We start from the raw sequence: 23,282 nt of genomic DNA, 5'->3' as shown, positions 1-23,282 counted from the left end.
TGGTTAAGGCTGATATCGAGCAACAACGCCGGGTATCAGCCAAGTGTAAGCGTTAACGGTTATCGATCAAAAGTTACACCGTGGACTTATACCAAGACAGAATTACTTGTGGGTAGGTTTGTCTAGGTTTTTAGAAGCGGTTTGTTCAAAGATGTGTAAGCCGAAGCGCCTGGATAGTTCCTCACATACTTTAATCCCTCGGATACTGTTCCCCCGCTTATCCAAGGGCGGTGAAAAGACGGCAATTCCCATTACACCGGGAACAACACCAATAATGCCGCCACCAACGCCACTCTTAGCCGGAAATCCGACTTTGTATACCCATTCCCCAGCAAAGTCATACATGCCGCAGGTAAACATAACACTGAGTAAATCCTTTACATAGGGGGAATGAATCGCTTGTTCTCCCGTCATCGGATTGACCCCATTGTTGGCAAGAGTGGCTCCCATCACTGCTAAATCGTGGCAGTTGATAATGACCGAACATTGCTGGAGATAAAGATCTAGGGTTTGTTTGATTCCTCCAGAAATCATGCCAAAATTTCGTAACAAGTAAGCAATTGCCCAGTTGCGATCGCCTGCTGTTTGTTCGGACACTAAGGTGGGCGTATCGACAAAAACCCGGTGTCCCACATAGCGGCGATACATGTCCAGGAGACGATTTAGCCGATGAGCCGGTCCTTTTCCCTCAATTAAATTGGTAATCGCGATCGCACCTGTATTTACCATGGGATTGTAGGGGCGCTTGGAGTTCTCTTCTACCTTGATCAGCGAGTTATAGGCATCTCCGGTTGGTTCCACATCAACTCGGCTTAACACATAATCCCGTCCCCAATCCGAAAGTGCCAACCCATAGGCAAACACTTTCGAGATCGACTGAATTAAGAACGGTTGTTCCCAATCCCCAACCGTGTAAACTTGACCATCGACGGTAACCACACAAATACCAAACCAATCGGGATTAATTTCCACCAGATCCGGTTCGCTTACATAAATTTTCCCTTGTCTCAGGGGAAGATACTGGCGATGCAGTTCCCGCAAATCGTTAATAAAGGACGTGGGACTCACATGCAACTGAGCGATCATGGCTGCTGAGTTGAGTTTTGGCATAACCCTGGGGAGAACTTCTCGCATCGGTAAAGTATTCGTTGTACCCTCATCAACTGCCCGTGACTGGGGATAGGACGGTGTTTGGGACATCGCCAATGGGTCATTTTTAATCGGCATATCGTTGTTACTGTCTAGGTCAATCCTGTCTGGGGAATTACCTGACATCTCAACGACTTTATCAAAGACATGAAGTCGCAAGTGCTTAGAGAGGGCTTCAAACACCTTGACCCCTCGCAGGCTTTTACTGTGTTCTCCTAGAGGAGGAGAAAACACAGCAATTCCCATTTGGTTGGGAACGACACCAATAATTGCCCCAGATAGACCACTTTTAGCCGGGAGACCGACTTTGTATGCCCATTGACCAGAGAAGTCATAAAGACCACAGGCGTACATAACGCTGATTAAGTTTTTCACATAATCGGCTTTCAAGGCGCGTTCCCCGGTGATCGGATTGATGCCAGCATTTGCCAGCGTCGCCGCCATCACCGCTAAATCCCGACAATTGACCATGAGGGCGCACTGCTGGAAGTAAAGGTCGAGAATGTCATCAATCTTGCCTTCGAGCAAGCCAAAATTCTGCATGATATAGGTGATCGCCCGATTCAGGTTATCGGTTTTCTTCTTGGACTGGAAGAGCGCCTGATCGACTTGCACGTCTCGACCTGTATAGCGGCGGAACATACGCAGTAAGCGAGTTTGCCGCTCAAATAAATCTAAGCCTTTAATCAGGCTGGTGGTGGCGATCGCCCCCGCATTCACCATCGGATTATATTTTCGCTCTTGGATCTCCTCATGTTCGATAATTTCATTAAAGGGTTCTCCGGTTGGTTCAACCCCAATGCGTTCCAAAACATAGTCCAGTCCCCGATCTTCGAGAGCCAGTCCATAGACAAAGGGTTTTGAAATTGACTGAATCGTAAACGGGATCGACGTATCACCAACGCTATAAACCTGACCATCCACCGTCACCACCGTAATCCCGAACCAATCCGGATTCGCTTGTGCCAACTCTGGGATATAGTCGGCGACGAATCCCACTTTCAGAGGCTGATATAAGCGATGCAATTCTTGGAGAATATCGGGCAACTGCTCCGTTATTTTGGCTAGTGTTTGCAACTCGTTGGTGTTGATCATCCTGGTCTGCTATGTCCGGACTGGCTTAAATTTTCTTCATAAAGTAATTTATCTTAGTCAAGGCGGATAAACAGCACAGAATGAACAGTCAATCCGGTACAGTTCAGCCCGTGGTAAGATTAACTCGCTTTTACTGTACCTGAAGCAACGCGGGGATCAATCCCTGTCGTTCACCCAATCAGGCAGTTGACGAATGTCCCTAATTAGCAACAATCTCAACCGCATGAAGCAACTCGACGTTCTGAAAAACTACGCCAAAGCTGTAGCGATTGGTGCTTATGACCATCATTCTCCCGGTCTATTTGGTAAACATGACAATGTGAGACGGTTATGGGAAGACCGCTTTAACCGTAATGTCATGAGTCAGTTTCTCAGTCCCCTGGTTACCCAGAAGCAAGAGGCAGGAACCGAGCTTCGGGTGATGGATTTGGGCTGTGGTGCAGGAGAGGGGTTAGGTATCCTGACGAGTTTACCCCAAACTCCGCTAACACTGGATGCTCAGGTTAAGACGGTGCTGGATTATCAAGATATTGGTCACTACAAGGGTGTGGATATTAGTCCAGCGATGATTGAGAAAGCTGCGACTCTTCATGCTCACCACCCGCAAACTAAGTTTGAAGTCGCGGATTTGAATGAAGGGCTACCTGTAGCTGTGGGGGAACCTGCCTACGATATCTACTTTTCCTCCTACGGGGCATTGTCTCACCTCAATGATCGCGCATTAGCCAACCTGATTGGCAATATTTGTGACCAGATGGGAGATAAAGCCATTTTTGTGGGTGATTTTCTGGCTCGCTATTCCTATGAGTGGCCCCGCTACTGGGGAGAATCCAATGGGAAGCAATCTACGATGAATACCTACTCGATGTCCTACATTTATCCCCCAGATGCTAGGGGCGAAATTGAGGTGGAACGATTCGAGATCCGGTATTGGGGGGGCGAGGAGTTCGATCAGTTTATCCACGCCGTAGCTGAGAGTAAAGGGGTGAAGGTTTCCCGGCGACGATTGTGCGATCGCTCGATTTTGGTGGGTCGCCACATGAATACCCGTGAATTTAATCCGGAAGCCCCGCCAATTCGGGCGGCGATTAACTCTCTCCATGAAATCAACTGTCGCACCGATCTGTCTCAGTTGATTTTTGAGTATCGTCCTCATCCGGATCATCCTCACATCAATCGCTTCTTCTCCAATTTTCAAGAGGCTTGGAATGCCGTCGTTTATGCCTGCATTGAGGCTCTAGATCAGTGGCGCAACCCTCATAAGTTACTCGCTGAACCGCAAGCGGGTTATCCCCCTGTTGTCGAAGACGCGATCCGCACCATTCGCAACGTGGTACGCACAGCACCGACACTGTGTTTTGAAGACCCTAGAGCCAATTTAGTTGAACCCCAACTTGCCTATTTGTTGCGGAATCTAGAGTGGAACCTCCAGCAAGGTTTAGGAACTGCCCATGGACTTTTGGTCGTCTATGAGTTTTCCAAATAAGGCTTGACAGTGGTACGTTTTTAAGGTAGTCAATGAGTAGAGATGTTTCGGTGCAACGTCTCTACCGCACTCACTCAAGAATTAAGTCGGGATTCTAAATAAGTATTGTGATCAGGAGAGAGAACAGGGAAAAGCCACAAGGCATTGATGGCTAAAAGATGTATACTTAGTGATATAAGAATTTATACTACTTATTGAATTCCAAAGGAGACCTCATATCAGTTATGGTAGGGTGGAAGTAATAGACACTTTCGCGTCTAGCATTTAGGCGCTATATTGCTCAGGACATATCTTGCATTAGCTTGGCAGCTTCGCTACAAATTGTTGGCTTCAGAAAACTTGCTCTGAGCAACGAAGAGTCAGGAATTCGCCACCAAGCCAATAGCAAAATTAAAGCAGTCTTATGTGGCTTGTTTTCACCGTAAATGAGCCGCATAAAATTCCTTTTGCCTTCTTTTAATTTTCAAAAGACGTAGCCTACTACGTCTCTACTTCTGAATAGCGATACTCGCTGAAAACGGTAGTGCCTTTCACATTTATCTAGTCCGACAAAAGAAAACAGCACCATACTAAGTTTTGTGAACAAACCTCAAACCCTTACTGTTCCCTGATCCTTCCTAATCTCAACCGTTCACGTTAATTGTGTCCACCTACTTAAACCTTATGGTTAAAATCAGTTTGTTATCTTCAACGCCGCTTTGGTTTTTCCATTTAGTTCCTTACAAAATAGGAGAATGCTTTTTCATTAACCTGCTTCCCCTATTTATCATACAAGTCGTTGGTGGAAGTATCACCGATGTAGGTAAAACCAATTCCTTAGTCTCCCTGGCTGGTGTGGTTGCTTTTATCCTGTGGGGCAATCTCTCTGACCGATTAGGATGCCGTCGCCCGTTTCTAATTCTGGGCTACATCGGATTTGCTTTGTGTATGTGGCGGATTGGTGTGGCAGACAATTTGGTTCAAGTGCAGCAATTCAGTATAGTGGCAGGATTTGTGATGGCAGCCATTATTCCTGTATCCACTGCCCTCGTATTAGACACTATTCCCGAAAAACAATGGTCTAAATCTTTTGGTCGGTTTTATTTGATTGGGGGTTGGAGTTTTGTTATCGCTTTAATTGGCGGCGGGATTTGGCAAGAACTTGTCTCGGATTCGTGGGGTACTGTCTCAGCGATGCGAAGTTTATTTATTTTTGCATCTGGGGCAACATTTCTCAGCTTGATTCTCTGTTTAATCTGGGTAAAGGAACCGCCGCAGGTTCGTTCCAATCGCCTATTTAGCCCATCGTTACTCGGACGACTCTCTGTCGGTGTGATTGAACGGCGAGTGCTGTTTTATCCATCCCGGATGATTTACTTTATCCTGCGTCCAGAGTGGTTAAATCAGGTACATCAAAAACTCTATAGTCCCCTGAATCTTTATTACCTTTGTTCGGCTCTATTTTTTCTAGCGGTTCAAATTGTCTATCTTCCCTTCCCGATTTTTCTGGCTGAGGTTTTGGGAGCGACCAATTCCTTGATTTTATTAATTATTTTTGGCAAGGCGTTGATTGAGGCATTTCTCTATTTCCCTATCGGTCGGTTCGTGCAAAACCATGACAGTATTAGATGGCAAACTCTGGGAACAGCCGTGCGGGTGGCAGTTTTTATTGTTTTTACCCTTCTGGCATTTTTCAAGCCAACACCAGCGAGTTTAGTGATGATTGGATTTGCTCATCTGTTTACGGGTGTAACCTGGGCTGTGATTAATGTTGCCAGTACTCTTTCAGTCGCAAGTCTGGCAACCAAAGGTGAGGAAGGAATGGCGCTGGGAGTCTATAATTCCATTATTGGGGTGGCAACAATGGTGGGTTCTCTTGTCAGCGGTTATATAGCGGCGAGTTTTGGATATAGTTGGTGTTTTGCCACGGGTACAGTGTTGACGGGGTTAACGGTTGTTTGTTTTTGGTTACTTGAATTAATTATGCACAGTCACCATAGAAAAGTTCTGTCATTCCGATGATCAAGATGTAGTCAATGCCTGGAATAAATTGCTTAAGAAATAGCCGAGAACTAAAGTTCTAGCTAAAAGCTAAAACCCGTTAAAACGGGTTCAAAGACTTAAATTGTCCGCTAAAATTTACTTGGGGCTTGCTGCACAAGCCTGAAACCCTGACAAAGGGCGTAGCTTGCTTCTCAAGGGTAGCGAGTATGACGAATGACGAATGACAAATGACAAATGACGATCTCAGCCGTTAACTTTAATTGTCCCCACCTACTTATGACTCTTCTGACAATTGCTCTAATTCTCGCAACGCCTGTTGACCTGCACCCACGGCTAATCCCATCACTCCGCCAATCGTGGCATATTGATACATGGCATTGGGTCGCTGATCCGCATGATTCATTTCAGCCACCCCAATGCCTAAAATTACCCCCGCAATACCAGTGATAACGCTGGAAAAAATAATTCGCTTACTATTCATTTTCCCTAACCTAAACTGAAAAAACTGTAGTGATCTGAGGTATTCTACGTTTACGTTTACCAAAGATTAGGGAAAATGGGGTTCTCAAGTCAAGTTTTGCAACAAAATTATGGCTTTGTTAACATTGCCTAACTTTTGTTTATACTTTTTGATGAATTCTGTGGCATTCCTTTAATTAATATTACCGCATTGTTACTTCAGGTTTCGGCTCAAGCTCTTGTGACTCCGGTGTCTTCTGGTTTTTGCCAGGGGAATTAAATAAGCGATCGCTCCCCGATTTGATCACAATATAGAGGATAGGAACCACAAATAGACTCAGGAATGTGGCGACAAACATTCCCCCGAACACCGCCGTCCCCAAAGATTGGCGGCTTCCTGACCCTGCACCCGTGGCGATGACGAGGGGAAAAATCCCGAACAATGTAGAAATTGCTGTCATTAAAATCGGTCGCAAACGCTGCTGCGCCGCCTCAATCGCCGCTTTCCTCAGCGTCAGCCCTTGTTCTCGTAGCTGGTTGGCAAATTCTACAATCAGAATCGAGTTCTTACTGGCTAAACCAATCAGCATCACCAAGCCAATATCACAGTAGACATCCTTGGGTAAACCCCGCAGAGATTGCGCCATTAGCGCTCCCAAAATCGCCAAGGGAACCGCCAATAGAATAATAATCGGGTCGATATAACTTTCATATTGAGCCGCCAACACTAAGAATACAAAGACCAAGCCAAAGCCGAAAATAATCGTCGCTTGATCTCCCGACTGGATTTCCTCTAGCGATAATCCAGACCATTCATAGCCTAATCCCGGCGGTAATACCTCGGCGGCGACTTCTTCCATGGTTTGAATCGCATCTCCAGAACTAACTCCCTGCGCGGCTAAACCATTAATTTCAATTGACCGGAACAAGTTATAGTGATTAATGGTTTGCGCCCCTGTCGTTTGTGTCACCGTGACCAAATTCCCCAAGGGAATCATCTCATCTCGTTCGGAACGCACATAGAGTTGATTAATATCCTCCGGGTTTGAACGGAATTGGGCGTCAGCTTGGACATAAACCCGATAGGTGCGTCGTTCCAGGGTAAAGTCATTCACATAACGCGACCCTAAATAGGTCTGCAACGTATCAAAGATATCATCAATATCCACCGCCAACGCCTTCGCCCGGTTACGGTTCACCTCAATTTGCAACTGGGGGGTATTGGCTTGATAAAAACTCACTACCTGATTTAAATTAGGATTCTGATTCGCCGCACCTAGCAATTTTCCCATGTTTTCAATTAGCGAATCTAAGCTAAAATTACCTCGACGGTCTTGCAGTTGAAATTGAAACCCGTTGAAACTTCCTAATCCCCGAATAGCAGGCGGGTTCAAGGGCAAGACTCTGGCTTCTTTAATCCCAAACAAAGCACCTCGGACTTTATTAATCACGGCTTCAGCAGATTGAGACGGATCAGTTCGTTCTGACCAAGGCTTCAGCGTCGTAAAAACGATACCACTATTTGCTGTATTGCCACTAAAGCTAAAACCACCCACGGCAAACGTAGCCCTGATTTCATCCAAGGGCAAAATAATATCTTCAATCTGCTCAATCACATCATGGGTGTAGTTGAGCGACGAACCCTCTGGTCCTTGAACAATCGTAATAAAATAGCCTTGGTCTTCATCAGGGAGAAACGCACCTGGAACCTTATCGTAAACCCAAGCTGTTAATGCCAACAAGCCAATAAACGCCACAATCACCAGGGTTTTCACGCGAGTCAGGATAATCAGCAATCGCCGATATCGCCGCTGCATTCCGTCTAAGAACCGATTAAATCCGTCAAAAAAGTGACCCCAAAACCCCGTCGCCTCTGGCTTTTGCCGCAAAATTAAACCAGAAAGGGTTGGCGTCAGCGTCAGCGCCATAAACGTGGAAACGGCAATTGAAAACGCAATCGTTAACGCAAATTGTCGATATAACGCCCCCGTTGTTCCCGGAAAGAATGCCACTGGAACAAACACCGCCATTAACACCAAGGACGTAGCAATAATTGCCCCCACCAATTCCCGCATGGAAATAATCGCCGCTTGTCGAGATTTGATTCCCCCCCGTTGAATCTTCGTGGTGATATCTTCAACCACCACAATCGCATCATCCACCACCATCCCCGTGGCGAGAGTCAATCCAAACAAGGTCAAACTATTAATCGAAAAACCAAAAATATTGACAAAGGCAAACGTACCAATTAAAGACACCGGAATCGTAATCGCCGGAATAATTGTGGTGCGCCAATCCTGTAAGAACACAAAAATAACCAACACCACCAAACCCACGGCTTTAAACAGGGTGAACACCACTTCCGAGAGGGACTGATTCACATAATCGGTGGTATCAAACCCAATATCATAAGTCATCCCCACCGGGAACTCCGTCGCCAATTTTGCCATTTCCGCTTTCACCGCATCGGCGACTTCTAAAGCGTTACTCCCAGGAACGGCAATAATCCCTAATCCAACCGCTTCATTTGCCCGAAATCGCAGGAACGTGCCATAACTTTGCGCCCCTAATTCCACACGTCCCACATCGTTAAGTTTAATCAGCGTGCCATCTTCATTCGTAGCTAAAATCAGTTCCTCAAAATCTGAAACCGTTTCCAAGCGGCTAATTGCCCGTAAATCAATTTGATATTGTTGTCCCTCTGGCGCGGGGGGTTGACCGATACGCCCTGCGCCCACCTGGATATTCTGTTCCCGCAATGCATCAACCACATCTTGCGCCGTCAGATTCCGACTCGCCAGACGTAGGGGGTCAAGCCAAAGCCGCATCGCATAAGTACGTTCACCAAAAATTTGTACATTCCCCACCCCATTCACTCGTTTTAGGGCGTCTACCAAATATAGGTCAGCGTAGTTACTTAAAAAGAGATTATCGTACTCACCATTTTCTGAATACAAACCAAATCCCATCAGGAAGTTAGTGGATTCTTTATTAACGGTTACCCCAGTTTGGAGTACAGATTCTGGCAATTGGGGTTCAGCTAAAGAGACGCGATTTTGAACATCAACGGCGGCAATATCTTGATCTTTGTCTGGGGCAAAGGTGATATTAATCGAACTGGTGCCATCATTGCTACTACTAGATGTCATGTAGCGCATTCCATCAACACCGTTAATTGACCGTTCTAAAATAGTCGTTACGGCATTTTCCACGGTTTGAGCATCGGCACCGTTATAGTTGGCTTGGACACTCACTTGTTTGGGACTAATATCAGGATATTGGGCAACAGGAAGCGTGGGAATACTAATTGCTCCGATTAACAGGACAATCAGGGAGCAAACCGTTGTAAATACAGGTCGTTTAATAAAAAATTCAACAAACATTTTTTAGGGAATGGGGAATGGGGAATGGGGAATAGGGAATGGGGAATGGGGAACAGGGAACAGGGAACAGGGAACAGGGATGTAGGGGCGGGTTTTACCGATAACTTATGGCTACACAGTGACAATTTGACTAAACCCGCCCTTCTAGATGCACAGGGAAAAAACAAAGGACGAATGACCAATGACATAAGACCAATAACTAAGAATCTGGCATAATCGCAGCGCCATCGGATAAATTAAGGATACCGGAGACAACGATTCGATCGCCCGGTTCAATCCCCTCGATCACTTGGTATCGATTCCCTTGAATATCACCCAATGTCACAGGGCGTTGCTTGGCGATGAGTTCAGGTGCGCCCGGTTTGGCTTCCTCTGGCGGTTGCGCCACAAACACAAAAGGTTTCCCCGCCAGACGCGATACAGCATTGACGGGAATTAACACACCCGGACGTTTTTCCCAGATGACTCGTGCATCCACTTTCTGTTGATCGTACAGGCGACCATTTGGATTAGAAAATGTGGCTTTTGTCAAGAGGGTTTGGGTATTTTTATCCACTTGCGGTGAAATAAAGCTAATCCGCCCTGTTGCAATGGGGGGTTCACTAGCCGGGACACCTTGGTTCCGTAACTCCACGGTGAGTCCCTGACGCATCCTCTCTTTGTCCTGTTCGTCAATGGGAATTTCGACTTCTAAGGTTTGGTTTTGAGTAATGGTGGTGAGGGTATCACCCACATTTACATAGTCTCCCACTTTGACGAGAATATCCCCAACCACTCCATCAATGGGAGCGACGACGCGATTAAATTGCAACTCTTCCTGTTTTACCTCCACATCCGCCCTCGCACTAGACAGGTTGGCGGCGACTCTGGCTTCCGTGGCTTGAGCGGCTTGGACTCGTTGTTGAGCCACATTCAGGGCTTCCCTAGAGGCGGCTAAGGCTTGAGCGGCTGCATCACGGGCGGCAATGGCTTGATTGCGATCGCGGGTTTTATCATCGAGTTCTTGTCTGGGTTGAACCCCTTGAGATACCAACTGTTCGGCGCGTTGATAGTTCACCCGCGCCAGTTCTAATTCCGCTTCTCGGCTTTGCAATTCAGCGGCTTGGCGTCCCACTTCCGCTTTGAGACGGGCAATATCGGCTTGAGCGGCTCTGACTTCAGCTTTCGCATTATCTAGGGTAGCAGTTTGGGCATTAACATTGGCGATCGCACTTCTGAGTTCGGCTTCACTGCGTTCTGGCTTCAGTTGTAAAATTATATCGCCAGCTTGCACGCGATCGCCCGATGAAGCAACGATTCGGGTAATTCGACCCGCCGTTTCAGGTCGCAATTCCACCTTTTGTTCCGCCTCTAAGGTACTCACAAACTGAGAACTGTCTTCCAGCGTACTTGATTCGACTTGCTCCAGTTTCACGGGGACACCCTCAGGTTGCTGAGACGTTGGCGGTGAGTTATTTTGCAGTAAAAAACGCCAAGCCGCCCAACCACCAGCGCCGAACACAAAGAGGGTGAGTAACAACCCTAGCCATAATTTCGGCTTATTTGAGGATTTTCTTAGGGGTTGGTCGGCGTCAGAGATGATAGAATCCTCGGATTCCCACTCTGGGTTTGAAGACTTGGGAATGGGGGTTTGGGAGTCAGAAGATGCCATAGTTGTGTTCTGATGATGGAAGTACTCGGATTTTACGCGACAGTCCATCGTTGGATTGTGGGTTCAGATCGTGAGAACCGTCAGGCAATGCCATCCCTGGAGGGCTAAATCTGTCCTCACTTGTTTATACTACTTAAGACTTCGATAAAATATATCCTCCAGTCGGGTGTATCGAATGGGAGTGCAGGGGTGCGGCTCACAAGGGTAGGTTTTTTAAATTGGGGTTCAGGTAATACAAGGAAGACAAGTAGACCAGTAGACAAGGAAGAGTGAGAACGAAAAATAGGGCGTTTCGGCTTTTAGAAGTTAGTTAGACCGAACCGAATTCTGTACGGTTTTTTCCCCTTGTCTTCTTTCCTTCCTTGCCCTCCTTGTCTTGTCCCCACCTAAAATAAAAAACCTACACCTATCAGCGGGGGTGCGGGGGGGCTTTCGTAGGGGATTTGACTTTCGACTAATCAGAGCCGATCATCTCTGGGCGATCGCACTCCTGGCGATCAGCGGTTATGCATTTAAATTGGAAATGGGTAGCGAGCAAGATGCTCGCACTACAAGGATTTCCTCATTGTTTCGGTAATTGCGATTTCTAATCACAACTACTCTCTTTGTCCAACCACTTATGTAAATACCTTACATAGTTCACGCTATTAAGGTTTAAATGCCAAACAACTTACAACGATTCACGACACACCCCTTGGCTTTTTCTTTCTCCTTCGCTATTGACATTTCCTTCCCTTGACTCAATGTTGTTTTGGCTCAACTTGTCAAGGTCTGATAATTTAAACTATTCTTTGCCACAGAAAGGTTTAAATTTTCCAATCAGCCATGCATCTCAACAAAACGTCATAATTGCTCGTTTTTTACCCCTTTTCCCAAATAATCTACGAATTTTCAAGGGTTACGGCGATTGTGAGAGAAATGTACGATTTTCAGGTATACTATTTATGGTGGCTATTTTGTGGGTAAAAATAATCTAGTCACAGCTAAACCCCTTGAATCTTCGTAGAACTTTGTATAATTTCTGGTTTTCGTCTCACGCCCAACATCCCCTCGGACGCATGTATTTTATTAAAGTTTAGATAAAAATCATGACTAAGTATTGACAAAAACACAGATTACACAGAGAGAGGAGATAACAGGTTATGTGAATACTAAATAGTTAGGGACACAGATTGACACAGACAAGTAAATAATTTCCCCAACAATTCTTACAATTTATTGTAGCAGAGTCTATTTCAAAGAAACCGTCTTGAGAGAGTCTGTCCAAAACTGAATAGTCTTGAAATATTTTCTCCCAAGCTACATCATTGTTCGTTTTTCCTTGTTGTTCTTGTGAATTACTCATAATTTTTGACTAAAATTTCATCCACCTTGCCTCTTTTACTAGGATTTGAGTTTATCGCTCTAATCGCAGATACTCTAGTTTGGTTGTAGTCACGGTACAAATCGACAATAAAATCTGTGTAAGCATTACTGAGTAAAAATTTACAACCTCGACGGTTTAACTCATCAACTGTTTCCTTTAATCTCCTTTGTTCATCTCGATTAAATTTATTGACATCATAGCCTGTAAATGAAGCGCTATCGGAAATGGGATCATAAGGTGGATCGAAGTAAATAAAATCTCCTTTATTTGCTCCTTGAACAGCGTCTTTAAAATCTAGATTTAACAGTTCCACTTGGTTGGTGTTTAAATATTGGCTAACGGCTTTTAACACAGCTTCTTCTAAAATATTCGGTTTTTTGTATCTACCAAAAGGCACATTAAACTGACCTTGAGAATTTACTCTAAATAAGCCATTATAACAGGTCTTGTTCAGAAATATAATTCTTGAGGCTCGCTCGACTGAAGTCTTATTTTCAAAACTTTTATCACGATCCCAATCTCTAACCGCATAATAGTAATTTTTTTCATTTTCATGATTATTTAAATCATTAATGAGTTCATCTAACGAGTCTCTGATCACTTTATAACAATTCATCAGTTCTGCATTACGATCATTAATCACAGCTTTTTTGGGTTGCAAGGCAAAAAGGAGCGCTCCTCCACCCACAAAAGGCTCATAGTAGGTATGCCGATTTAGATCCTTGGGTAAATGGTTTTCTCGAATTACTGGAACTAGCTGTCTTTTCCCTCCCGCCCACTTTAAGAAAGGTTTTACTAGCTTTTTTGATTTATTTTTTCCCTTATTTGCCGATACCATTTTTTGCTGTTCACAACCAATAATCTCTAACAGTACTATTGTACAGGATAGCCAGCTTCATAAGAATTGACACGAAAAGCTGGGGGTAAGGGGATTAAGTATAGAATTTCAGTTGTCAAAAGAGTAAAGCTATTAGTGATTTTATTAAATTGCTTTAAAGATATATCTCCCCAAGCAAAATATGAAGATCTAGTGGGAGCCACAAAAAACAGAGGATTATCCTCGCTATCAGTGTTGCAAGCATTCCATAACTCCTGAGAAGACAGTTCCGATAGAAGCTGATTGCGGCAGTTTAAATAATCCTCAATAATTGCATTTTCTGAGTTAGCCATTTTGTGGAAAAGTAACAAGTTTGCAAAAGAGACAATATTGCTGATATGATTATACATCAATGTAAGTGCATCTATTGTACTCTAGTTTGTTGGCAAAATCGGTATCAGGCACACACAAGTCCTGTTAGCCAAGCCTTCTGCTTAAGATTAACTCACCACCAGACGCCCCAGGGTATGTCTCTACACTCAACACTCTCCGACTCCAGAAGAACGGGTTTTGAGGTAACATTATCATGAATAGTTAGCGCCAAATAGCCACTCAAAACCATGACCGAAAAGCGAAGGGTCAAGTCAGGGCGGGTTTAGTCGCATCTGGGTCAACCTAGAAAAGATAGTAGTGAAACCCGCCCCTACACATTCAAAATTTACAACTCAAACCGATTCAACTCATGTCTAAACTTCCTCCACTCAATACCGAAACCCTTTGGCAAATCTTGAACGAAGAACTGGATGATGATACCGTCAATCAGCTTGTCTGGCATTATTTGGGGTATCGTTATGACCCAGAAACAAGCCAATGGGATTGTACTAACGTACCTCCAGACTGGTATGAGAACTATCCAGAACCCCCCGACTTTATCGAGAGTCGTCCCGCCACCGTTAAACTCACTCGTTCGATTCCCAAGGAAAATAAACAGTTATTGAAAGAACAGTTAGGATTTAAAGGCTATAAAATCGGCGAATTTGGTCCGAGACAGACTCGTCGAGCTACGATGGCAAATTGGTTGTTAAGTTACATGAAAGATACGGGATTGAGCCAAGCGTGAATTCATTGATCACGACTAGCATCACCAGCTTAACACTCACAAACCCTGGGCAATGGTTTAGCGATCGCATCCTCCTGGCGGTTCCCATCGGCGAGAGTAATGGGAATGTGGCGGAAGTCGTCAGTTTCTTGATTATTCTGTTACTTGTCGCCACAGGCGTGGCGTTGATTTCGCGGCGATTCCGTATCCCGTATATTACAGGGTTAGTGTTAGCCGGATTAGCGATTACGGAACTCTTACCCAGTCGCATCGGCTTGGATTCAGCGCTGATTTTTAATCTCTTTTTACCGATTCTCCTGTTTGAAGCGGCAATTAATACCGATATTTCCCGCCTCCGTAGCACGATTAAACCGATTGCTTTACTCGCCGGACCCGGTGTGTTGATCTGTTCGGGAATTACTTCAGTTTTATTGAGACTTGAATTAGGGATTGATTGGATACCCGCCGCGATGGTGGGGGTGATTTTATCCATTACCGATACGGCTTTAGTCATTGCCGTATTTAAAGAGGTTTCGGTTCCCCACCGACTGGTAACTCTGGTTGAGGGAGAAAGCCTGCTCAATGATGATGTCGCGTTGGTATTATTTAGCCTAATTTTGACGATTCATGAAACAGGAGCCTTATCCGCGTTGGATGTGATTCAAGAATTTTTATTCGTGTTAATTGGCGGTGCTTTAGTCGGCGCAGCGTTGGGATATCTGAGTATTGGATTATTGAGCCAAACGGATGATCCCTTGGGCGGACTTTTGCTCACCGTGGCTCTGGCTTTAGGCGCATTCCAAGCGGGAGAGTTGTTACATGTATCCGGTGTGGTTGCTGTGGTAATCGCCGGACTTATTGTGGGTAATTTTGAGCATTCGCAGGTAACATCAGCCTCGAATCAGGTGACCTTATTTAGCTTCTGGGAATATGCTGGCTTTGGCGTTAATACGTTTATTTTCTTGCTCATTGGCTTAGAGATAAACATCATTACCATTTGGCAAACCTTACCCGCTATACTCTTAGCCTTCATTGCCTATCAAGTGGGGCGTTTGCTTACCGTTTATCCGTTGTTAGCCTTCGTCCGTTTTTTTGATAAACCGATTCCGATGCGTTGGCGACATATCCTATTAGCTGGTAATATTAAAGGTTCTCTCTCTACCGCCTTAGCCTTGAGTCTACCTGCTGATTTACCCGGACGAGAGACGCTGCTGGCGATCGTTTTGGGAATAGTTTTGGTTTCTTTGGTGGCACAGGGGTTAAGTTTACCGTGGATAGTGCGGCATTTGAAGTTATCCTATCGGTCAGAATCCTATCAGCAAATTGAAGAATTGCAAGCTCAACTGATGACAGCTAAAGCCGCACAGGATGAATTAGGCAATCTGCTAAAAACTGGAGTATTACCGAAATCAATTTACGAAGAAATGCGAGCGTCTTATCAACTGCGAGTCGCCACGGCTGATAGAACCTTGCGAGAAATCTATAACCAGCGTCCCGAACATTCACCCGAAAATCGGAGCGATCGCACGAAACTAGAAGCGATTCGGCGGCAATTACTTTTAGCAGAAAAAGGGGCGTTAACAGACGCCTTGCGGAAGCGAATTTTGTCTGAAGTCGTGGTACAAAAGCGGATTAAACGGATTGATGAGCTGTTGTTAAAGCTAGAAGATGATTAGTGCAGCACGGAACTGTAGGGGCGGGTTTAGAGACCATTGGTGTCAACTTTTGTCATTTGTTAGGGAACAGGGAATAGGGAACAGGGAACAGGGTAATGGGCTATAGAAATTTTGTCTCCAATCTCCCCAATCTCCCTCATCTCCCCCATCTTCCCCATCTCCCTCATCTCCCTCATCTACCTCATCTCCCTCATCTCCCTTCCCTGTTCCCTGTTCCCTCAATCGATGAAAGTGGTGCAAGTTTAGAACCAACGCCTAAAAAATCGATGACTTGGTGCAACAAGTCTGCTTTTGTCACCACGAGTATCGTTGATCCGGGTTCAAGTACCGTATTGTCATTGGGAATCACTAAATCCGCATGAGGATGGGATTGATAACCGATAATTAAGGAACCCTCTGGAAACCGAGAATTTTGAATAACTTGAGCCACAGTACGCCCTGCAACATCCGATTCCCCCGGTACTCCCAGTTTAAAGACTTCCACTTGACCCTGTTCATAGTGCATAATCGATTCCACTTCTGGATATTCGATCGCGTTAACCATGCGATTAACCGCTAAGTCAACCGTGCTAATGATATGATGAGCGCCAGCAATCCGTAGAGGCTCCTTAAAATCCCGTTGGCGGATGCGACTAATAATATGGGGAACGCCATAGTGTTTAGCCAGGGTAACCATTGCCAGATTTAACGCATCATCTCGCAGCACCGCCGCCATCGCATCGGCTTTGCGAATCCCGGCTTCGAGTAACACTTGGGTGGTGACAGCACTCCCTTCAAATGCCATCACCCCCACTTGTTCGCGAGCATACCGACAAGCCGCAGGATCTGCATCAATAATCGCGATCGTATGTCCTAATTCCACTAACTGCTGGGCTAAACTCAACCCCACTAATCCCGCGCCGCCGATTAATACGTACATGATTCTTTGTCATTTGTCATTTGTCATTTGTCATTTGTTAGGGAACAGGGAACAGGGAACAGGGAACAGGGAATAGGGAATAGGGAATAGGGTAATGGGCTATAGAAATTTTGTCTCCCATCTCCCCCATCTTCCCCATCTCCCTCATCTCCCCCATCTCCCCCAGCTCCCTCATCTTCCCCATCTCCCTCAGCTCCCCCAGCTCCCAGACGTGCCATGGCACGTCTCTACATTGTTCCCCCAGCTCCCCCAGCTTCCCCAGCTCCCCCAGCTTCCCCAGCTTCCCCTGCCTAGCGGATGACAGAGGCTGACGAAAAATGGTACAACATCTTAGTTTAAATTAAACGGGATGATTAAGTGAGGAAGCGGAATGTACATTATCCAGGTTGCCTCTGAATGCGCCCCTGTAATCAAAGCCGGCGGCTTAGGGGATGTGGTGTATGGTCTGAGTCGGGAGTTAGAGATTCAGGAGCATTGCGTCGAACTGATTCTGCCCAAATACGACAACATGCGCTATGACCACATCTGGGGACTCCATGATGCCTATATTAATCTATGGGTGCCCTGGTACGGTGCAGCGATTCACTGTTCCGTCTATTGTGGTTGGGTGCATGGACGAGTCTGTTTCTTTATCGAACCTCATTCCCAGGATAATTTCTTCAATCGCGGTTGCTACTACGGTTGTGATGACGATAACATGCGCTTTGCTTTCTTCTGTAAAGCCACGTTAGAGTTTCTGCTTCAGAGTAATAAGCGTCCTGATGTAATCCACTGTCACGATTGGCAGACGGGTTTACTCCCAGTCATGCTGTTTGAGATCTACAAATATCATGGCATGGAAAATCAACGGATATGCTACACCATCCACAACTTTAAACACCAAGGAATGGGGGGAAGTGAAATCCTGTGGGCAACGGGGTTGAATCGAGAAGGCTATTATTTTCAGGATGACCGCCTGAAAGATAATTTTAATCCCTTTGCCTTAAACTTTATGAAAGGCGGTATTGTTTACGCCAATGCGATAACGACGGTTTCGCCCCATCATGCCTGGGAAGCTCGGTTCACGCCCATCGGATGTGGGTTAGGTCATACATTACATTTACATCAGGATAAGTTTACCGGGATTCTCAACGGCATTAACGATGATTTTTGGAATCCGGAACAAGACCGCTATATTCCCTATCACTACGCCCCGGATAGTTTTGCAGACAAAGCGAAAAATAAAAAAGCGTTGCGGGAACGGCTGTTAATTCAGGATGTTGATAAACCAATTGTGGCGTTTATTGGTCGTTTAGATGATCAAAAAGGCGTGCATCTGGTTCATCATGCCATCTACTATTCCCTGCATAAGGGCGCTCAATTTGTTTTATTAGGGTCAGCGACAGCGGCGGCAATTAATTCCTGGTTCTGGCACGAAAAATACTACTTAAATGATAATCCGGATGTTCACTTGGAACTGGGCTTTAATGAAGAGTTATCTCATTTGATTTATGCTGGAGCCGATTTTATGCTGGTTCCGAGTAATTACGAACCCTGCGGACTGACTCAGATCATTGGCTTAAAGTATGGAACTGTGCCAATTGTGCGGAGTGTGGGGGGACTGGTTAATACTGTATTTGACCGCGATCACGACTCGACTCACCCCATGGATAAACGCAATGGATATGTATTTAATCACACCGATTATTATGCGTTAGAATCCGCGATGGATCGAGCGTTGGGATTGTGGTATGACTATCCCGAAGAGTTCCAGAAACTGGCGATTCAAGGTATGGCGTATGATTACTCGTGGAGTGCTTCGGCATCTAAGTATGTGAAAATCTATGACATGATCCGGCATCAATAGGGGTTGCTGAATCAGTGGTGAGGTGAGGGGGAAATGAGGGAGATAGCGGAATATATTTTTTATTTGGAGGGGATTTCAGCCTACATTCGGCAACTATTAAACAGGATTGAACAAACACAAGCCTACGATGCTGTAGGGGCGACCCGTCTGCATCAATTAACACTACCCATTCACTCAATTGGATCGGGTCGCCCTTTACTCAAACGGCGCATGAATAGAAAACGTGCGATCGCATAGGCATGAGAAAGCGATTTAATTTAAACCGGATTGCCAATTAGCCTGGTAAACCTGGGGTGTAGCGTTGGATAAATTAAAAGAAAAAGAAAGCGCTATATCACCGATTAAATCGTCTCCAGACATCAAAGGGATGCGTGATATTGATGTTAACTAAAACCCCTCACCCCCAGCCCCTCTCCCACTCCGGGGAGAGGGGAGCAAGAGGTATGTAAGAGGAAGTAGTTTAGAGACTTATCATAGTATATTGAACAGTCTGGTTCCCCTTCTCCCTCGATGGGAGAAGGGGTTAGGGGATGAGGGTGACAAGTTCGAGAGACCCAATTAATCAATTATCAATTATCAATTATCAATTACTAATTGTCCATTGATAAAATAACGATATATACTAAAACAATACCCCCTTTTCGACAAGCCAATGGTGAAGCAGTTTTGGCGCTGGCTAATCCGGCTAATTCAGCCCCTATTACCCCCCTTCCTCAAACAGAAACGACACAGGCGGGTGAAACGTCAACGCCTCAGTGATGCAGACTATCAGCAGCTATTGGGGCAACTGCTAACTGGGGTAAGTCAGAGATGGAACTCACAAGAGGTATTCCAACAGTTAGGACATCGGATGAATGACCGCTATTTTAAGGCGTGGCTGCGAGAGTATGGGAAACAGTTACGGAAATTGCCAGACGCGGATCATCAGTTGGCGTCGCAGTTGGTGCGGTTGAGTCGGGTAGGGTGTGGGGAATTGGGGGAAATTGCCGCAGAGATTGTTAGGGATTTTGCAGGAGGAGAACTTGGCTAGATGACACCATCTCAAGGACAGGATATTAATGAATACTTAGCACAGCAATGGTTGCAGCAAGGATATGAATATTGTAAGTTAGAGCAGTTTGAACAAGCGATCGCATCTTTTGACAAAGCCCTTCAAATTAAACCTGATTACCACTTAGCTTGGTGCAGCCGGGGTGTGGCGCTGGGTCATTTAGGAGAAAATGAAAAGGCAATTAAATCTTTTGACAAAGCCCTTCAATTCAAACCTGATGACCAATTAGCTTGGCGCAACCGGGGTCTGGTGCTGGTTCATTTAGGAAAATATAAAAAGGCGATCGCATCTTTTGACAAAGCCCTTCAATTCAAGCCTGACGACCACGAAGTTTGGAATAGCAAAGGCGCAGTTCTATGTGATAATTTAGGGCGCGATAAAAAGGCGATCGCATCTTTTGACAAAGCCCTTCAAATTAAACCTGATTACCACTTAGCTTGGCACAAACGGGGTTTGGCGTTGAAGCACTTAGGAGAATATGAAAAAGCAATTGCCTGTTATGACAAAGCTCTTCAATTCAAACCTGATGACCACTTAGCTTGGTATAACCGGGGTTTGGCGCTAGATTATTTAGGAGAGTACAAAAAGGCGATCGCCTCTTATGACAAAGCCCTTCAATTCAAACCAGACTTGCATGAAGCTTGGAACAGCAGAGGGGTAGTTCTATGTGATAATTTAGGGCGATATAAAGACGCGATTATATCTTTTAATCAAGCCCTTCAATTCAAACCTGATGACCATTTAGCTTGGCACAACCGAGGTGTGGCGCTGTTGGGATTAAGAGAGTATAAAAAAGCGATTGCCAATTATGACAAAGCCCTTCAATTAAAGCCTGATTTCCACAACGCTTGGGACAAACAGGGTGTGGCGTTGTTTGGATTAAGAGAGTATAAAAAAGCGATTGCCAATTATGACAAAGCCCTTAAAATCAAACCTGATTACTACGAAGCTTGGAACAACCGGGGTAATGTTCTGGCTGATTTAGGAGAATATGAAGAAGCGATTGCCAATTATGACAAAGCCCTTAAAATCAAACCTGATTACTACGAAGCTTGGAACAACCAGGGTTTGGCACTGGCTCAGTTAGGAGAGTATGAAAAGGCGATCACCAATTGTGACAAAGCCATTCAATTCAAACCTGATTTCCACGACGCTTGGCACAACCGGGGTAATGCGCTAGCTTATTTAGGAGAACATGAAGAAGCAATTGTCTGTTATGACAAAGCTCTTCAATTCAAACCTGATTTCCACGACGCTTGGCTAAACCGAGGGATTGCTGCTGGAAACTCTCGACACTATAATCCCGAAGCGGCGACTGTTTTACAGTTCCAATTCCCCAATATCTCCCCAATCTTACCCAATCCGGCTCTAACTCAACGCGGTTATCCAGGAGAGTTGTTATCGTATCAGGAAGGGTTAAAGCATTGTCTCCAAGACACCCACCCCGAAGGTTGGGGTTTATTGCATCAATACATAGGAAAAGCCCACTATCAGCAAGGAAAGTACCAGCGCAATTACCGCGACTATTGGCATAAAGCCGTAACCGAATATCGCCAAGCCTTGATTACCCTCACCCCAGACGCCTATCCTGAACAACATTTAGAGGTTCTCCAAGACTTAATTCGTGTCTTATTGGGCTTAAACCAACACACAGAAGCCAAGGAATGGCGCAACCAAGGTTTAAAGGTATTCCAGACGCTATTAAATAGTCAAAAATCCACATTCCAGATAAGCCAACTCCGGGCTAAATTCCTCCCCTTCTCCCAAATGCGGGTTGATGTTTTAGTCGAAGAAGGTGAACCTATCTTGGCATTAAAAGCCGCCGAGATGAATAAGAATCTCTATCTCACCTGGATATTCGATGCCCGAAAGGAAACCACGCTGAGTCCCGATTATCGCCAGATTCAATCCCTCACCAATCCCACAACCGCGATTATTTATTGGCATCTGAGTCCTAATGCCCTGACGACGTTTATTATTAAACACGATCGCGAAAATCCGATTATTATTGATGCGCCTCTCTCCGCGTCGGGGGAAGTCAGAGGGATTAAACCCTTAGAGGATTGGATTAAAACCTGGGATGAATTTTATCAGGATTATCGGAAGAATCCCCTCCAGCCCCCGTGCCAAAAAAGCGAAGCATCCTCTGGCTTCCCCCATGGAACAAAAAGCGAAGCATCCTCTGGTCTCCCCCTTTTGAAGGGGGACGGAAGGGGGATCGAAAAAGGGGGATGGAAGGGGGATAAAAGGGGCGAGCAAGAATTGGGGAATTTTTGGCAGGATAAATTACCTAACTTACTCGAAGAATTACATCATATCCTAAATATTCCCGCCATTTTAACTCAACTAAATCCCGAATCCATCACCAATCCCACCCCTCAAATTCACAATCTGATTCTGATTCCCCATCGCGACTTACACTGCTTTCCCCTCCATGCATTATTTCCCGATACATTCACAATTACCTATCTCCCCAGCGCCCAAATTGGACTCAATTTAAATAACCGTGAAGAGACACCACATATTTTGCCCCTACAGGTAGACTATCCGCCTCACAAAGACTGTGAACCGCTTCCCTACGCAGAAATTGAATCAGCCGCGATTGCTCAATTGTTCCCCAATTCTCAGCGCCTGTCAGGTAAAAAGGCGACTAAAACAGCCGTTACCGATGCGATTAACGGAAATTACACTATCTTCCACTTTACCGGACATGGAACCTATAATAACGACACACCCCAAAACTCAGCCTTACTCCTCAATGATCAGGATAAACTAACGATTAACGATATCCGTCAGCTTTGCTTAAATCACTATCAACTTGTCACCCTCGCCGCCTGTGAAACGGCGCTTACTGGAAGAGAAACGATTGAAAAAGATTATGTGGGATTAGTTAGTGCGTTTGTTTATCAAGGCGTTTCTCATGTTTTGAGTACCCTGTGGACGATTCCTGATCATATCAGTAGTTTACTGTTTATCGTTTATTTTTACTGGCAACTGAAAAAAGGTAAACCGCCTGCGGTGGCGTTGGTGAAAGCGCAAAACTGGTTAAGGAATCTTACCTATCAGAAGTTGAGGCGATATTATTGGGTGATTTTTAAACAATTACCAAGAGAGGAGCAACCGCTGCGTCCTTTTGTTAAAAATGAGTTATGGAAAATTGACCAAATGGAACAGGAAGAATTGCAAGAAAGAATCTTTGAGCATCCCTATTATTGGGCGGCGTTTACGATTACAGGTTCCCTCTTGCCCCCCTCTCCCAAGCTTGGGAGAGGGGCTGGGGGTGAGGGCTGATGGTGCGTTAC

Annotated in this window: 17 protein-coding genes and 1 pseudogene; 8 read left to right on the top strand and 10 right to left on the bottom strand. The window is 45.3% G+C overall.

Translation table 11 applies throughout. The features are described 5' to 3' along the window. Nucleotides 1-102 precede the first annotated feature (102 nt). Both glsA (RIE73_RS21110) and glsA (RIE73_RS21105) read right to left on the bottom strand, forming a co-directional pair. Nucleotides 103-1,086, bottom strand: a complete 984-nt coding sequence (gene glsA / locus RIE73_RS21110; protein ID WP_446403058.1) for a glutaminase A — start codon at nucleotides 1,084-1,086, stop codon at nucleotides 103-105. A gap of 201 nt (nucleotides 1,087-1,287) precedes the next feature. Further along, nucleotides 1,288-2,244, bottom strand: a pseudogene (glsA, locus tag RIE73_RS21105) (glutaminase A); the annotation flags it as partial. 193 nt (nucleotides 2,245-2,437) lie between these two features. Between glsA (RIE73_RS21105) and RIE73_RS21100 the strand changes: the two are divergent. Both RIE73_RS21100 and RIE73_RS21095 read left to right on the top strand, forming a co-directional pair. Then, the gene (locus RIE73_RS21100; protein WP_446403048.1) at nucleotides 2,438-3,730 is read left to right on the top strand and encodes a class I SAM-dependent methyltransferase; all 1,293 of its coding nucleotides are present in this window, start codon (nucleotides 2,438-2,440) and stop codon (nucleotides 3,728-3,730) included. Nucleotides 3,731-4,393: 663 nt separating this feature from the next. Further along, the gene (locus RIE73_RS21095) at nucleotides 4,394-5,731 is read left to right on the top strand and encodes an MFS transporter (RefSeq protein ID WP_446403047.1); all 1,338 of its coding nucleotides are present in this window, start codon (nucleotides 4,394-4,396) and stop codon (nucleotides 5,729-5,731) included. A 256-nt stretch (nucleotides 5,732-5,987) separates the two neighbouring features. Here the strand turns inward: RIE73_RS21095 and RIE73_RS21090 are convergent, their stop codons facing one another. The 6 genes from RIE73_RS21090 to RIE73_RS21065 all read right to left on the bottom strand — a co-directional run bounded on the left by RIE73_RS21090 (nucleotide 5,988) and on the right by RIE73_RS21065 (nucleotide 13,799). Continuing rightward, on the bottom strand, nucleotides 5,988-6,194 hold the full coding sequence (locus RIE73_RS21090) for a hypothetical protein (RefSeq protein ID WP_446403046.1): 207 nt from the start codon (nucleotides 6,192-6,194) through the stop codon (nucleotides 5,988-5,990). Nucleotides 6,195-6,375: 181 nt separating this feature from the next. Beyond that, nucleotides 6,376-9,555, bottom strand: coding sequence for an efflux RND transporter permease subunit (locus tag RIE73_RS21085; protein WP_446403045.1), 3,180 nt, complete (start codon nucleotides 9,553-9,555; stop codon nucleotides 6,376-6,378). Between the two features lie 199 nt (nucleotides 9,556-9,754). Further along, on the bottom strand, nucleotides 9,755-11,206 hold the full coding sequence (locus RIE73_RS21080; RefSeq protein ID WP_446403044.1) for an efflux RND transporter periplasmic adaptor subunit: 1,452 nt from the start codon (nucleotides 11,204-11,206) through the stop codon (nucleotides 9,755-9,757). A 1,159-nt stretch (nucleotides 11,207-12,365) separates the two neighbouring features. Next, complete coding sequence (locus tag RIE73_RS21075) at nucleotides 12,366-12,551, bottom strand: type II restriction enzyme (RefSeq protein WP_446403043.1); 186 nt, start codon at nucleotides 12,549-12,551, stop codon at nucleotides 12,366-12,368. Continuing rightward, complete coding sequence (locus RIE73_RS21070; protein ID WP_446403042.1) at nucleotides 12,544-13,410, bottom strand: DNA adenine methylase; 867 nt, start codon at nucleotides 13,408-13,410, stop codon at nucleotides 12,544-12,546. Before RIE73_RS21070 ends, RIE73_RS21075 begins: the two co-directional genes overlap by 8 nt. A gap of 35 nt (nucleotides 13,411-13,445) precedes the next feature. Further along, a complete protein-coding gene (locus RIE73_RS21065; RefSeq protein WP_446403041.1) occupies nucleotides 13,446-13,799 on the bottom strand; it encodes a hypothetical protein in 354 nt (117 codons plus the stop codon). 332 nt (nucleotides 13,800-14,131) lie between these two features. Here RIE73_RS21065 and RIE73_RS21060 point away from each other — a divergent pair, with 332 nt between their 5' ends. Next, complete coding sequence (locus tag RIE73_RS21060; protein ID WP_446403040.1) at nucleotides 14,132-14,509, top strand: DUF1823 family protein; 378 nt, start codon at nucleotides 14,132-14,134, stop codon at nucleotides 14,507-14,509. A 68-nt stretch (nucleotides 14,510-14,577) separates the two neighbouring features. Beyond that, entirely contained in the window at nucleotides 14,578-16,164 is a 1,587-nt protein-coding gene (locus RIE73_RS21055) for a cation:proton antiporter (RefSeq protein ID WP_446403057.1), read from the top strand. A gap of 190 nt (nucleotides 16,165-16,354) precedes the next feature. Here the strand turns inward: RIE73_RS21055 and RIE73_RS21050 are convergent, their stop codons facing one another. Further along, nucleotides 16,355-17,083: a potassium channel family protein gene (locus RIE73_RS21050; RefSeq protein WP_446403039.1), complete on the bottom strand. Its 729-nt coding sequence runs from the start codon at nucleotides 17,081-17,083 to the stop codon at nucleotides 16,355-16,357. Between the two features lie 23 nt (nucleotides 17,084-17,106). Then, nucleotides 17,107-17,301 (bottom strand): hypothetical protein, encoded by a 195-nt coding sequence (locus tag RIE73_RS21045; RefSeq protein WP_446403038.1) that lies wholly within the window; start codon nucleotides 17,299-17,301, stop codon nucleotides 17,107-17,109. A 152-nt stretch (nucleotides 17,302-17,453) separates the two neighbouring features. Here RIE73_RS21045 and glgA point away from each other — a divergent pair, with 152 nt between their 5' ends. The 4 genes from glgA to RIE73_RS21025 all read left to right on the top strand — a co-directional run bounded on the left by glgA (nucleotide 17,454) and on the right by RIE73_RS21025 (nucleotide 23,271). Then, a complete protein-coding gene (glgA, locus tag RIE73_RS21040; RefSeq protein WP_446403037.1) occupies nucleotides 17,454-18,929 on the top strand; it encodes a glycogen synthase GlgA in 1,476 nt (491 codons plus the stop codon). A 33-nt stretch (nucleotides 18,930-18,962) separates the two neighbouring features. Beyond that, a complete protein-coding gene (locus RIE73_RS21035; RefSeq protein WP_446403036.1) occupies nucleotides 18,963-19,166 on the top strand; it encodes a hypothetical protein in 204 nt (67 codons plus the stop codon). A gap of 415 nt (nucleotides 19,167-19,581) precedes the next feature. After that, on the top strand, nucleotides 19,582-19,959 hold the full coding sequence (locus RIE73_RS21030) for a hypothetical protein (protein WP_446403035.1): 378 nt from the start codon (nucleotides 19,582-19,584) through the stop codon (nucleotides 19,957-19,959). Further along, nucleotides 19,960-23,271 carry a tetratricopeptide repeat protein gene (locus tag RIE73_RS21025; RefSeq protein ID WP_446403034.1) on the top strand — a complete coding sequence of 1,104 codons (3,312 nt, stop codon included), beginning with the start codon at nucleotides 19,960-19,962 and terminating at the stop codon, nucleotides 23,269-23,271. It abuts the gene before it with no gap. Nucleotides 23,272-23,282 lie beyond the last annotated feature (11 nt).

Origin of the sequence: Coleofasciculus sp. C1-SOL-03, assembly GCF_040220555.1 — a bacterium.
Taxonomy (GTDB): Bacteria; Cyanobacteriota; Cyanobacteriia; order Cyanobacteriales; family Coleofasciculaceae; genus Coleofasciculus.
Note: the sequence above shows the minus strand (reverse complement) of the source record. Positions and strands in the feature narration are given on the sequence as shown.

Coding starts and splice junctions, on each gene's coding strand:
- RIE73_RS21070 (WP_446403042.1), bottom strand. CDS start 13,410: ATGGTATCGGCAAATAAGGGAAAAAATAAATCAAAAAAGCTAGTAAAA.
- glsA (WP_446403058.1), bottom strand. CDS start 1,086: ATGATCGCTCAGTTGCATGTGAGTCCCACGTCCTTTATTAACGATTTG.
- RIE73_RS21100 (WP_446403048.1), top strand. CDS start 2,438: ATGTCCCTAATTAGCAACAATCTCAACCGCATGAAGCAACTCGACGTT.
- RIE73_RS21050 (WP_446403039.1), bottom strand. CDS start 17,083: ATGTACGTATTAATCGGCGGCGCGGGATTAGTGGGGTTGAGTTTAGCC.
- RIE73_RS21080 (WP_446403044.1), bottom strand. CDS start 11,206: ATGGCATCTTCTGACTCCCAAACCCCCATTCCCAAGTCTTCAAACCCA.
- RIE73_RS21095 (WP_446403047.1), top strand. CDS start 4,394: ATGGTTAAAATCAGTTTGTTATCTTCAACGCCGCTTTGGTTTTTCCAT.
- RIE73_RS21060 (WP_446403040.1), top strand. CDS start 14,132: ATGTCTAAACTTCCTCCACTCAATACCGAAACCCTTTGGCAAATCTTG.
- RIE73_RS21025 (WP_446403034.1), top strand. CDS start 19,960: ATGACACCATCTCAAGGACAGGATATTAATGAATACTTAGCACAGCAA.
- RIE73_RS21030 (WP_446403035.1), top strand. CDS start 19,582: ATGGTGAAGCAGTTTTGGCGCTGGCTAATCCGGCTAATTCAGCCCCTA.
- glgA (WP_446403037.1), top strand. CDS start 17,454: ATGTACATTATCCAGGTTGCCTCTGAATGCGCCCCTGTAATCAAAGCC.
- RIE73_RS21085 (WP_446403045.1), bottom strand. CDS start 9,555: ATGTTTGTTGAATTTTTTATTAAACGACCTGTATTTACAACGGTTTGC.
- RIE73_RS21035 (WP_446403036.1), top strand. CDS start 18,963: ATGAGGGAGATAGCGGAATATATTTTTTATTTGGAGGGGATTTCAGCC.
- RIE73_RS21075 (WP_446403043.1), bottom strand. CDS start 12,551: ATGAGTAATTCACAAGAACAACAAGGAAAAACGAACAATGATGTAGCT.
- RIE73_RS21065 (WP_446403041.1), bottom strand. CDS start 13,799: ATGTATAATCATATCAGCAATATTGTCTCTTTTGCAAACTTGTTACTT.
- RIE73_RS21045 (WP_446403038.1), bottom strand. CDS start 17,301: ATGGCACGTCTGGGAGCTGGGGGAGCTGAGGGAGATGGGGAAGATGAG.
- RIE73_RS21090 (WP_446403046.1), bottom strand. CDS start 6,194: ATGAATAGTAAGCGAATTATTTTTTCCAGCGTTATCACTGGTATTGCG.